We start from the raw sequence: 12,491 nt of genomic DNA, 5'->3' as shown, positions 1-12,491 counted from the left end.
CGATGATCTCCGGCAGATATTGCTGGGGTAAGTTTCATGGATGCGCGCACCGAAACACGGCGGGTTCCGCTGTGTGTCGACCTGGATGGCACATTGCTGGCCGCCGATACGCTGTGGGAAGGCGCTGCGATCATCCTCTTGCGCAATCCGCTCATGCTCGTGCTGATGATGCTGTGGCTGCTGCAGGGCAGGGCGCGCCTGAAGCATGAAGTCGCCTTGCGCTCCCGGCGAAAGGCGGCGGACTGGCCGTACCGCCAGACCGTCCTGGCCCGACTGGCCGCAGAGAAGGCGGACGGGCGCGACATCGTGCTCGTCACTGGTGCTGCGCCTTCCGTCGCCCGGGAGGTCGCGGCGCATGTCGGGCTCTTTTCCTCGGTCATGCATTCGTCGGAGGCGCTCAATCTGACGAGCAGCCGAAAGCGTGACGCACTGGTGAAACGGTTCGGCGAGGGCGGTTTCGATTACATGGGCAACAGCCGCGACGACATCGCGGTGTTCGAGGTGTCACGCCGTGCGATTGTCGTGGCGCCGGATTCGGCGGCGGAGAAATGGCGCCGCAACCACGATGCCGAGAAGCTCGATACCGGCAAGGTGAGCATGCTTGCTCCTTTGAAATCGATCCGCGTCCATCAATGGGCGAAGAATGTACTGATCGGCGTACCGATGATCCTCAATCATGAGGTGCTGCATCTCGATGCGCTGGTGAGTGTTATCATCGCATTCTTCGCCTTCAGCTTCCTGGCCTCCGCCGTCTACGTCATCAACGATCTCTCAGACCTTGCGAATGACCGGCGCCACGCAAAGAAGCGCAACCGGCCGCTTGCCAGCGGCCAGATGTCGGTGCCGACGGCGCTCATCCTCGTCGTCTGCCTGATGCTGGCCTCGCTTTCGCTGACGTTCGTCCTGCCGTGGAAGTTTGCAGGCGTGCTCGCCTTTTATGCCTGCGCCACGACGGCCTACACTTTTGTGCTCAAGCGCAAGCTTCTCGTCGATGTTTTCACGCTTGCGGGCCTCTACACCACACGCATCGTGGCCGGCGCGGCGGCGACCGGAACGGAACTTTCCTTCTGGCTCGTGTCTTTCGCGATCTTCTTCTTCCTCAGCCTGGCGCTGGTGAAGCGCTATGTCGAACTGCATGAATTCGAGGATAAGGACGGTGGTGTCGTTCCCGGGCGCGGCTATCTGGCGGTCGATTTTGAAATGGTCGGGCAGGCGGGTGTGGCCTCCGCCTTTACCTCGGCGCTGGTGCTTGCGCTCTATGTGCACAGCAAGGAGTTGCAGGAAATGTACACGACGCCCTGGGCGTTGTGGCCACTTTGCCCGCTGGTGCTTTATATGCTGCTGCGGATCTGGATGCTGGCGCGCCGGGGCATGTTGCACGAGGATCCTGTCGTCTTCATCATGCGCGATTGGCGCAGCCAACTGACCATGCTGATCGGGGCGTTACTCATCCTTTTCGGAGCCGTCGGGCCGCAATGAACACGCAAGACTACGACAGCTGGGGCAGGCTCGACCGTCGGCCGCGACAGGGCATTTCGCCCGACGACTACGAGGATCGCCTCGGCTCGATAGAGCCCGATGCCTTCCTGCCTTTCGGCAATGGTCGCAGCTACGGCGACAGCTGCCACAACGACGGCGGCCTGCTGATCGACAATCGCCGTCACGCTCGCATCCTCGCGTTCGACCCGGGCACCGGCGTGATGACCTGCGAGGCAGGTGTCACGCTCCGCGACGTCCTGACCCGTGCCATTCCGCACCGTTTCTTTCTTCCGGTGACGCCAGGTACGGCCTTTGTCACCGTGGGCGGTGCGCTTGCCAACGATGTTCACGGCAAGAACCATCATGCGCGCGGCACCTTCGGCAATCATGTGTCCGGCTTTACGTTGTTGCGTTCCGATGGCGAGCACCTGACCTGCACTTCCGTCGAGAATCCGGAGCTGTTTTCAGCCACGATCGGCGGAATGGGGCTGACCGGCCTGATCCTGACCATCAGCCTTCGGCTCAGCAAAGTGCCGTCGCCGCATGTGCAGCAGCATGCGATCCGCTTCGACAATCTCGACGAATATTTCGGTCTGGTGGATCGCGTCGATGAGGAACACGAATATTCCGTCGCCTGGATCGACCAGCTTGCGACGGGACGGCGCATGGGCCGCGGCGTTCTGTTGGCCGGCGATCATGCCGATGGCTCCTGCGAGTTTCCCGACATGCCGAAGGGCATGAAGCTCTCTGTGCCGTTCTCGCCACCTTTCAACCTTCTCAATTCCGCGACGCTCAAGGTCTTCAACGAGTATTATTTCCGCAAGGAGAAACCGGGGGAAACCGTTTCGACGGTGCCGTGGACTTCCTATTTCTACCCGCTCGACGCCATCGGCGCGTGGAACAGGCTCTATGGTCCCAAAGGGCTCTATCAACACCAAAGCGTCTATCCCTCGGAGAATGCGCGGGAAATCACAGCGACGCTGATGGAGACTGCGCGCCGTGCCGGACACGCGTCCTTCCTGACCGTCTTGAAGCGCTTCGGGGACGTCGCCTCGCGCGGTCTCCTGTCGTTTCCGCGGCCCGGTTTTACTTTGACGCTCGACTTCGCCAATCAGGGTGAACGGACGGTAAAACTGCTGGACCGCCTCGACGCGATCGTTGTCGAGGCCGGAGGTGCGGTGAATCCCTACAAGGATGCACGCATGAGCCCGCAAGTCTTTGAAAAGTCTTTCGCTTCCTGGCGGTCGCTTGAGGCGCTCCGCGATCCGGCGTTGACGTCGAACTTCTGGCGCCGCACGGCGCTGGCTCTGCCAAAATGAGACTGCCGACAATTTTATTAAATTAAACGCGCGAACTTCACTGAATATGCGTCTCTCACGTGTAAGTACATTCCCGGGACTGGGAGTAAAACCATGAAATATATTCCATTCATTCTCTTCACTGTGCTGACCAATGCGGCCGCGCAGTTGATGCTGAAGCAGGGCATGATGTCGCTCGGGCCGATCTCTATGACGGCAGAGACCGCCATCGTCCGCCTGTTCCAGATTGTTTTCAATCCATGGGTCTTTGCCGGTCTAGTGACCTTCGTCATCTCCATGGCATCGCATCTATACGTGCTGTCGAAGGTAGAGCTTTCCTTCGCCTATCCGTTCCTGAGCCTGGCTTATGTGGCGGTTGCGATCTTCGCCTACTTCGTCTTCCGCGAGGACCTCAATGCCTGGCGCATCGCCGGCATTGCGCTCATTTGCGCCGGAACGGTTCTGATCGCCCAGTCGGGCATGTCATCCCATAGCGACGAGAAGCCGGTCGATGCGGCTGGTGCAAGAACAGCAGACTTCGGGAGCAAGTCATGAGGCATATTATTTTTGGGGGCGATGGTTTCGTCGGCCGGCATCTGGCGCAACGCCTTGTCCAGGATGGCGAAGAAGTCGTGGTCGCCGATATCGTCAAGTCCGACCTGCCGCACTACAATCGCGCCCGTTTCGTCCATTGCGACGTCACGCAGATGAGCGATGTGCTGAAGGTCGGTATCGCCCCGGACGACATGATCTACAACATGGCGGCCAAGATGCTGTCGCCGTTGCAGATCCGTTCGAAGCGTTGGGATTTCTTCTGGCCGGTCAACTACTACGGTGCCGAGAACATCATGAAGGCCATGGGGGCAGCGAACGCATCGCGCCTCGTGCAGTTCACCACCGACATGATCTACGGCCACACGGTGCAGTCGCCGCAGACCGAGGATCATCCGGCAAAGCCGCTCGGCGAATACGGGAAATCGAAGTGGGCGACCGAACAACTGGCCGTGCAATGGCGCAAGCAGGGCATGAGCATCTCGATCTTCCGCCCGCGCCTGATTATCGGCCCCGGACGCCTCGGCATTCTCGAAAAGCTGTTCAAGCTGATCGACATGAACCTGCCGGTGCCGATGATCGGGTCGGGCAAGGTGCCGTACCAGTTCATCTCGGTGTTCGATTGCGCTGAAGCGGCACGGCTTGCCTGGAAGGGCGGCGTGCCCAACGAGGCCTACAATCTCGGCTCGGACAGTCCTCCTTCCGTGCGTGAGCTTCTCGGTAACCTGATCAAGCACGCCGGCTCGAAGTCCTTCCTACTGCCGACGCCTGCCTTCGCAGTGAAACAGACGCTGGCGCTGTTCGACCTGATCAACAAGCCGATCATGGATCCGGAGCAATACCTGATTGCCGACGAACTATGTGTGCGCGAGACGGGCAAGCTGAAGCATCAGCTCGGCTGGCGGCCGGAGTTCAACGATGGCGACATGCTGATTGCTGCCTATGACGAGTATCGGGCCAAGAAGTCCAGCGCCGCGATGCAAGACGCCGCCGCCGTGCCGGCCGAGTGAGGGGGATGACAATGCTGGATAGACCGAACTATAAAGCCGTCTCGGCGCCGCCTCTCGACAATGACCTCGCCAGGCCGAATCTGCTCACGGTCGAGCAGGCGAAAGCCATGTCGATCGGCGACATCACCACTGCCTTCAAGGACCATCTCAACCCTGGCCAGCTCCATTTCATGAAGCTGCTCGGCTTTCACAAGGTGAAGATCGAAAGCGCCGAGGGCATGCACTACACCGACCAGAACGGCCGGAAGATCCTCGATTTCTTCGGTGGCTTCGGCTCGCTGGCCTTTGGCCACAACCACCCGCGAGTCCTCGAGGCGCGCCGGAAGTTCCAGGACGAAAAGCGCCACGAGATAGCCATTGCCTTCATGTCGCAATATGCGGCGGCGCTCGCCAAGAACATTGCCGCCTGCTCGCCGGGCGATCTCGACATGGTCTTCCTCGGTTCATCCGGTTCAGAGGCGATGGAGGCGGCGGTCAAGCTTGCCGAGCGCGCGGCCGGCCCGAAGCGACCGAAGGTCGTCTATGCGGAAAACTCCTTTCACGGGAAGACCAAGGGCGTACTTGCCATTACCGATGGCCAGCTCTACCGCGCCGAGTTTAGGCTTGCCGACAACACGGTGCGCGTTCCCTTCGCCGATATCCAAGCCGTCGAGAATGCCTTCAAGTCCGATCCGGAGATCGGCGTCATCGTGCTCGAGACGATCCAGGGCGGTGGCGGCATCATCCAGGCTCCAGCCGAGTACTGGCAGCAGTTGCGTGCGCTTTGCGATCGCTATGGCGTCCTGTGGGTCGCTGACGAAGTGCAGTGCGGTTACGGCCGCTCGGGTCGCTTCTACGCCTTCGAGCACTATGGCGTCGTTCCTGACGTGACTGCACTCGCCAAATCGCTCGGTGCCGGCAAGGCGGCGGTGGGCGCGATGATCGCGCGCCGCGAGGTCTATATGAAGGCCTATGGCACATCGAAGACGGCGATGATCCACGCCATGGCGACCTTTGGCGGCATGGGCGAAGCCTGCGTCACCGCGATCGAGGGTATCAATGTGCTCTATGACGAGCATCTGATCGATCGCGCGGCGGACAGCGGCGACTATCTGCTTGAACGCCTGCAGGCGCTGAAGGAGAAGTATCCGAAGATCATCAAGGACGTGCGCGGCAAGGGGCTGATGGTTGGCCTGGAGTTCCAGGACTTCAGCCAGACGTTGCCGATGGTCCTGCGTCCGGTCGTTTCTGTGCTTGACGACAAGCTGAAGGGCTCGCTCTCGGGCTTCATCGGTGCCTTGCTTCTGCGCGACTACGACGTGCTGGTTGCCTTTACCGAATACAATCGCAACGTCATCCGGCTCGAACCGCCGCTGATCTGCGAACGGTCCCACGTCGACCAGTTCATCGCTGCGCTCGACGAGCTCTTGGGCCGTGGCATTGTCCGTATCGTCAAGGACTTCGTCGGCAGCCAGATCGGCGGCTGAAGGAAGCCCGAAAATGTCTCGGAGGGCAGGAGGGCTTAACGCTTCTGCCCTTTTATGTTCATGTCGAATTCGACGACATTGGAGTAGATCGGCGTGCCGACGTCCATGCCGTAGGGCGAGCGAAAGATGCTGCCGCGGATCTTGAATGAGATCGACCGGTTGTTCCAATCCATCAGCTTTACCGAGAACCGTTCCTTGCGGGCTTTGCCGCGTGCGGTCAGCGTGCCTTCGACGGCGGCCGTGTCGGGGCCGGTCTGCGTGATGCTGGTCGAGCGGAAGGTGACCGTGCGGTAGGTCGCGCTGTCGAAGACGGCGCTCGACTTCAGGAAGTCTTCGACGCGCCTTTCTCCCGTCTCGACACTTTCCGGATAGAGTGTGAAGTCGACCGACGAGCGGGCGATGTTATTGCCATCGATGCGGAAATTGCCGGAGAACTTGCCGAAGTCGCCGACGATGCCGCCACCACCGACTTGCGCGACGGAGAAATGGACGCGTGACGCGGCGGTGATGCCGTAGCTGCCGGCGGCGTCCGAGAGTTGCGGCGCGCTGGCCGCTGTGGCACTTGGCCCGAATGTCGCAGCTAGCATGGCGCAGAGTGCCGATGCGACGGGTGATGCCTTCGATTTCTGCTTCATCATGGTTCATTTCCTCTTGGCAATGACCTGACTGCTCTTGCTCTTTTCGAGCTCGCGGCGCCGCTGCGGTCGCGTAGACAGCATGCGGACCAGAACCTCGTCGCGACGGACCAGATGGTGGTAGAGCGCAGCCATCGCGTGGAGCACGAGAAGACCCAATGTCGCGTAGGCGAGGATGGAGTGGGTCGACGCCCAGAAGCTCTCAGCCGCTTCTGTTTTCGCCATCGGCAAATGAGGGATGACGAACCAGTCGAAATAGAAGCTTGGAATGTTCAGCGTCGAGGTCGACGCGACTGCCCAACCGGCGAGGGGCACTGCGATGGTGAGGCCGATCAGGATTGCATGCGTGGCTCGGGCTGCGCGTCGTTCGAGCGGGGAAAGGCCGGCTGGCGCCTGTGGTTGCTTGTCAAGCACATGCCAGGCGGCGCGCAGCGCGGCGAGGGCGAGCACCGTAAAGCCGAAGGACTTGTGCCATTGGTAGAGCGAGAATTGCAGGCTCGGATCCAGTGGGAGTCTGCGCATGACAAAGCCGAGCGCCAGGAGGCCAAGGATCAACACAGCGATCAGCCAGTGAAGGATGATCGTCACCCAGCCGAATGCAGACTTGCTGTTTTGCAGCATGGCAAGCTCCTGCGGCGTTCGGATGAAATCCTCGATTTCGCCCTTGTCGCGCGGATAAGACCCACTGGGCCCGCCTTTTATTCTCCGACGATACCGTAAATTTGCAGGCCGATCATGTTGATGCGGCGAAAGGATATCTCATTTGCTCGACACAGGGCAGTCGACTGGCTGGCCCGAGTGGTTGCACCAACTTAATGCGGAACATTCGTCATGACCAAGAATAGCTCGACATACGAGTTGATCCCACTTGAAAACGTGGTGTTGAAGCACGCCAACGCCGGCATCGCGCTGGGGGCCGAGCATAGGTTCGCGGAATCGCTCGAGCAATGGCGGCTGGCGGCGCAACTGGCGGATGCGAACTTTGAGGGCGAAGACCTTTATTATTGGGTCAGGGGTGGTTACGGCGCCGCGCTCCACGATGTCGGTCGTCACCGCGAAAGCATCGCCGTTTCGAAACTCGTGCGGGAGTGGACGCTTTCGCTACGCCAGCCGCTCGCGGACGACGGGGTCGATTGCCCTGGCGTCTACCTCTGGCGCTTCATGATCGCTCGCCCGTTTCAGGGAAAGGGCGTCGGCAAGAAGGCGATCGAACTTGTCGTACGCGACCTCAAGGCACGCGGCATCCGCGAGCTACACACCAGCTACGGCTTGGGCGAGGCGAGCCCCGAAGGTTTCTACAAGGGATTGGGCTTTGTTCCAACAGGCGACAGCCATGGCGAAGAACCGGAGGTTGTGCTCAAGTTTGCGGCCTGAAAGAGAGATCATTGGCGCCACTCGACCCGGCGTCGCCCAGAATATTTGACGAGAGAGACATGCAAAACGATCTGCACGAGGCCAATCGGCTCTCATGGAACGCGGCGACCGTCGCGCACAACAGCCACAAGGGCGATCAAGCGGCGTTCTTCCGCAACGGCGGTTCGACGCTCTATCCCGAAGAGATCGAGCTGCTCGGCGACTTGACCGGCCTCGATCTGCTGCATCTGCAATGCAACTCCGGGCAGGACAGCCTGAGCCTCGCCCGCCTCGGCGCCAAGGTGACCGGCGTCGATATTTCCGACGAGGCGATCGCCTTTGCCAAGCGGCTTTCGAGCGAAAGCGGCATTGCCACGACTTTCGAGCGCGCCGATCTTTTCCACTGGTTTGACGACGCAAGAGTGCGCGGTCTGACGTTCGATCGGGTTTTTTCTTCCTATGGCACGATTTGCTGGCTGTCCGACCTCGGCCCTTGGGCTCGAGGTATCACTTCCGTACTGAAGCCCGGCGGCCGGTTCGCCTTCGTCGAGTTCCACCCGTTTGCGATGGTTTTCGATGATAAGTGGTCGCCGCGTTACGACTACGCGCCGAGAGAGCCGGTCTGCGAAGCGGGCATTAGCGACTATGTCGCTGCGTCCGGGACGGGGTTGGCGCCGGATGGCTACGAACAGGGCGTCGTGGATTTCCGCAATCCGCACCCCTCGTTCGAGTTCAACTGGGGTATCGCCGACGTCGTCCAGGCGTTGATCGATGCCGGTCTCAGGATCGAATGCCTGAAGGAATATCCCTATGCCAACGGCTGGGCCGGCTTTGAGCGGATGCGCGATTCCGGCGGCGGGCGGATGCTGCCACCCGAAGCCATGCCGAGCATTCCCCTGATGTATGCGATCGCGGCAGAAAAACCGAAGACGATAACGGCCGCACCGGCAGGGTCACGGCGCGAAACGGTGATCCGGCCCTACCGTGCCGAGGATCGCGACCGGCTGGCGGAAATCTGGCTGTCCGCCTCGCGTATCGGACATCCCTTCCTCGGCGAGGAGCGCCTGCTCACCCAGTTGCAGATGGTTCGCGACAAGTACCTGCCGATGGCCGACAATTGGGTCGCCGAGGTCGATGGCCGCCCGGCCGGTTTCATCGGCCTGATCGGCAATTTTGTCGGCGGCCTGTTCGTCGATCCCGATATCCATGGCGCCGGCGTCGGCCGCGGGCTGATCGAGCACGCGGCGACGCGGCTCGGTCGTCTCGAGGTCAGCGTTTATGCCGACAATCCGAGTGCTGTCGAATTCTATCGCCGTCGCGGTTTCGTTGAGACCGGCCGACAGGAGACTGACGACGAGGGCTTGCCCTTTGCGGTGATCCACATGGCTCGCGCCTCCTGAGGCGAGAGACCGCCGGCAGGGCCGATCGTCCTGGTCCTGCCGGAATATTCCGCGACGGATGCTTTCCTTTGCCGGCAGCATTTGCTAGGCCGCTTTCCGGAGAAAAAGGTCCTGACCCGGAGGAAATTTCATGACGCCTGACATCCGCCCGCTCGTCGCCGGAAACTGGAAGATGAACGGAACGCGCGCCTCGCTCGATCAGATCAAGGCGATGGCCGAAGGGGTCAAGGGCGATCTGTCGGGCAAGGTCGAAACGCTGATCTGCCCACCGGCGACGCTGCTCTATGTGGCGACCGCGCTTTGCGACGACAGCCCCCTGATGATCGGCGCCCAGGATTGCCACCAGAAACAGTCCGGCGCGCATACCGGCGAAGTTTCGGCCGAGATGATTGCCGATTGCTTCGGCACGCATGTGATCGTCGGCCATTCCGAGCGCCGCACGGACCATGCAGAGCATGACGGGCTGGTGCGCGCCAAGACGGATGCCGCCCATGCTGCCGATCTGATCGCCATTGTGTGCATCGGCGAAACCGGTGACGAGCGTCAGTCGGGCCAGACGCTCGACGTGCTCAAGCGTCAGCTCGCAGAAAGCTTGCCCGACAGCGCCACGGCGGAAAACACGGTCATTGCCTACGAGCCTGTCTGGGCGATCGGTACGGGTCTGACGCCGACGGCCGCGGACGTCGAAGAGGCTCATGCGTTCATGCGCAAGGAACTGGTGTCGCGCTTTGCCGATGCCGGCGGCAAGATGCGTATTCTCTACGGTGGTTCGGTCAAGCCGTCCAATGCGCGCGAACTGATGGGCGTTGCCAATGTCGATGGAGCGCTGATCGGTGGCGCGAGCTTGAAAGCGGAGGACTTTCTCGCCATCTACCGGGCTTATGAAGATTTGACGGCCTGATTGTCCGGCACGGGCCGGACAGGGGGTTGGAATAGCGGGCAGGTTGGTATAAAGAGGCGCGAAAATTGCGCCCGGGAAAACCCGAGTCCGCGCAAGATTTGATTCGTTTGCCCAAAGGGCAGGACTGGAAGCTGATGCAGACCGTACTACTCGTCATCTATCTCATGGTCGTCGTCGCCCTGATCGGCGTCGTTCTCATTCAGCGTTCCGAAGGTGGCGGCCTCGGCATCGGCGGCGGTTCGGGCTTCATGTCCGCGCGCGGCACAGCCAATGCGCTGACCCGCACGACGGCGATCCTCGCGGCACTCTTCTTCGTTCTGGCCCTGGCGATGGGCATTCTCGCCCGTTATCAGCCGCAGGCGACCGATATCCTCGACCGTATTCCGGGCACCAGCTCGGGTGGCGGCGTCCTCGATTCGCTCGGCGGCGGCAACACCACGGCTCCGGCCGGTGGCGCAACCCAGCAGCCGGCAACAGGCAACGGCGCCACGGCGCCGGCTCCCGCCACGACAGGCGAAGCTCCGGCCGGCGGTGCCACGACAACGGAAACGCCCGCAGGCGGCGCCAACAGCAATACGGGATCGCAAGTTCCCAGCGGCCAATAAGGTCGCAATTCAGAAGAACCCTCCGGCGGATGGCACCATCCGCCGGTTTTGTTTTGTGTGAAATCTGATTCCCTTCGAAGACGGAAAAGTTCGGATAGACGAATTTTTCGGTGGCGGAATCGTTTGTTAAAAGGTATCCGGTGACTCCCATGGCGCGATATGTATTCATCACTGGCGGCGTGGTTTCCTCCCTCGGAAAAGGCATCGCTGCGGCCGCTCTTGGAGCGTTGCTGCAGGCGCGTGGCTACCGGGTGAGACTGCGCAAGCTCGACCCCTACCTCAACGTTGATCCGGGCACCATGAGCCCGACCCAGCACGGCGAGGTGTTCGTCACCGACGACGGCGCCGAGACCGATCTGGATCTCGGCCACTATGAACGCTTCACGGGGCGCTCGGCGACGAAGACCGACAACATCACCACTGGCCGGATCTACAAGAACATCATCGACAAGGAACGTCGCGGCGACTATCTCGGCGCAACCGTTCAGGTGATCCCGCACGTTACCAACGAGATCAAGAACTTCGTTACCGAAGGCAATGACGACTATGATTTCGTGCTGTGCGAGATCGGCGGCACCGTCGGCGACATCGAAGCGATGCCGTTCATGGAAGCGATCCGCCAGCTCGGCAACGACCTGCCGCGCGGGACCGCGGTCTATGTTCACCTGACGCTGATGCCCTACATTCCGGCAGCGGGCGAACTGAAGACGAAGCCGACGCAGCATTCGGTCAAGGAACTGCAGGCGCTGGGCATTCATCCTGACATCCTGCTCGTCCGCGCCGATCGCGAAATCCCCGAGGCCGAGCGTCGCAAGCTTTCGCTGTTCTGCAATGTCCGCCAGTCGGCGGTTATCCAGGCGCTCGACGTTGCCTCGATCTACGACGTGCCGATCGCCTACCACAAGGAAGGCCTCGACAACGAGGTGCTTGCCGCCTTCGGCATCGAGCCGGCGCCGAAGCCGCGCATGGAAGCGTGGGAAGAAGTTGCCGATCGCATCCGCACGCCGGAAGGCGAAGTCACCATTGCGATCGTCGGCAAGTACACCGGCCTCAAGGATGCCTACAAGTCGCTGATCGAAGCGCTTTATCACGGCGGTATTGCCAACCGGGTCAAGGTCAAGCTCGAGTGGATCGAGTCGGAAGTCTTCGAAAAGGAAGACCCGGCGCCGTACCTTGAAAAGGTGCACGGCATTCTGGTTCCCGGCGGCTTCGGCGAGCGTGGCTCCGAGGGCAAGATCAACGCGGCGCGTTTCGCCCGTGAACGCAAGGTGCCGTATTTCGGCATCTGCTTCGGCATGCAGATGGCGGTCGTCGAAGCGGCACGCAACCTTGCCGGCATCGACAAGGCATCGTCGACCGAGTTCGGTCCGACCAAGGAGCCGGTCGTCGGCCTGATGACCGAATGGGTGAAGGGCAACGAACTGCAGAAGCGTTCTGCGTCCGGCGATCTCGGCGGCACCATGCGCCTTGGCGCCTATCGTGCGTCGCTGAAGGCGGATACGAAGATCGCGGACATCTATGGCACGTCCGATATTTCGGAGCGTCATCGCCACCGCTACGAGGTCAACGTCGACTACAAGCCGCAGCTCGAATCCTGTGGCCTCGTCTTCTCCGGCATGTCGCCGGACGGCATTCTGCCTGAGACCGTCGAGTACCCGGACCATCCGTGGTTCATCGGCGTGCAGTATCACCCTGAGCTGAAATCGCGCCCGCTCGATCCGCACCCGCTGTTTGCGAGCTTCGTCGAAGCGGCACTCGAACAGTCGCGCCTCGTTTGATCCGTTAGCGCGGC

12 protein-coding genes are annotated in these 12,491 nt (G+C 61.2%); 10 read left to right on the top strand and 2 right to left on the bottom strand.

Going from position 1 to position 12,491, the window contains the following annotated elements; translation table 11 throughout:
- Positions 1 to 36: 36 nt before the first annotated feature.
- From BC363_RS07150 to BC363_RS07130, 5 genes are all read left to right on the top strand, one after another.
- A complete protein-coding gene (locus tag BC363_RS07150) occupies positions 37 to 1,479 on the top strand; it encodes a UbiA family prenyltransferase (protein WP_065781268.1) in 1,443 nt (480 codons plus the stop codon).
- The gene (locus BC363_RS07145) at positions 1,476 to 2,798 is read left to right on the top strand and encodes an FAD-binding oxidoreductase (protein ID WP_065781267.1); all 1,323 of its coding nucleotides are present in this window, start codon (positions 1,476 to 1,478) and stop codon (positions 2,796 to 2,798) included. Before BC363_RS07150 ends, BC363_RS07145 begins: the two co-directional genes overlap by 4 nt.
- Positions 2,799 to 2,891: 93 nt before the next feature.
- Positions 2,892 to 3,332: an EamA family transporter gene (locus BC363_RS07140; RefSeq protein WP_065781266.1), complete on the top strand. Its 441-nt coding sequence runs from the start codon at positions 2,892 to 2,894 to the stop codon at positions 3,330 to 3,332.
- A complete protein-coding gene (locus BC363_RS07135) occupies positions 3,329 to 4,339 on the top strand; it encodes an NAD(P)-dependent oxidoreductase (RefSeq protein ID WP_065781265.1) in 1,011 nt (336 codons plus the stop codon). The genes BC363_RS07140 and BC363_RS07135 overlap by 4 nt, the downstream gene beginning before the upstream one ends.
- 5 nt (positions 4,340 to 4,344) lie before the next feature.
- Positions 4,345 to 5,805, top strand: coding sequence for an aspartate aminotransferase family protein (locus BC363_RS07130; protein ID WP_065781264.1), 1,461 nt, complete (start codon positions 4,345 to 4,347; stop codon positions 5,803 to 5,805).
- 35 nt (positions 5,806 to 5,840) lie between these two features.
- On the opposite strand, the gene BC363_RS07125 is transcribed toward BC363_RS07130, so the two are convergent.
- Together BC363_RS07125 and BC363_RS07120 are read right to left on the bottom strand one after the other, a co-directional pair.
- Positions 5,841 to 6,392 (bottom strand): YceI family protein, encoded by a 552-nt coding sequence (locus BC363_RS07125; protein WP_244512913.1) that lies wholly within the window; start codon positions 6,390 to 6,392, stop codon positions 5,841 to 5,843.
- 54 nt (positions 6,393 to 6,446) lie between these two features.
- Complete coding sequence (locus BC363_RS07120; protein WP_065781263.1) at positions 6,447 to 7,061, bottom strand: cytochrome b; 615 nt, start codon at positions 7,059 to 7,061, stop codon at positions 6,447 to 6,449.
- 210 nt (positions 7,062 to 7,271) lie between these two features.
- Between BC363_RS07120 and BC363_RS07115 the strand changes: the two genes are divergently transcribed.
- From BC363_RS07115 to BC363_RS07095, 5 genes are all read left to right on the top strand, one after another.
- On the top strand, positions 7,272 to 7,814 hold the full coding sequence (locus tag BC363_RS07115) for a GNAT family N-acetyltransferase (protein ID WP_065781262.1): 543 nt from the start codon (positions 7,272 to 7,274) through the stop codon (positions 7,812 to 7,814).
- A 59-nt stretch (positions 7,815 to 7,873) separates the two neighbouring features.
- A complete protein-coding gene (locus BC363_RS36310; RefSeq protein WP_065781261.1) occupies positions 7,874 to 9,193 on the top strand; it encodes a bifunctional class I SAM-dependent methyltransferase/GNAT family N-acetyltransferase in 1,320 nt (439 codons plus the stop codon).
- 130 nt (positions 9,194 to 9,323) lie between these two features.
- Entirely contained in the window at positions 9,324 to 10,094 is a 771-nt protein-coding gene (tpiA, locus tag BC363_RS07105; RefSeq protein ID WP_065781260.1) for a triose-phosphate isomerase, read from the top strand.
- A 134-nt stretch (positions 10,095 to 10,228) separates the two neighbouring features.
- Positions 10,229 to 10,699, top strand: coding sequence for a preprotein translocase subunit SecG (gene secG / locus BC363_RS07100; RefSeq protein ID WP_065781313.1), 471 nt, complete (start codon positions 10,229 to 10,231; stop codon positions 10,697 to 10,699).
- A gap of 140 nt (positions 10,700 to 10,839) precedes the next feature.
- Complete coding sequence (locus tag BC363_RS07095; protein ID WP_083222735.1) at positions 10,840 to 12,477, top strand: CTP synthase; 1,638 nt, start codon at positions 10,840 to 10,842, stop codon at positions 12,475 to 12,477.
- The last annotated feature ends 14 nt before the right edge of the window (positions 12,478 to 12,491 follow it).

It is taken from the genome of Ensifer sp. LC384, from assembly GCF_001695865.1.
Lineage (GTDB): Bacteria > Pseudomonadota > Alphaproteobacteria > Rhizobiales > Rhizobiaceae > Ensifer.
The sequence above is the reverse complement of the archived record's forward strand: the minus strand, read 5'-3'. Positions and strand labels throughout refer to the sequence as shown.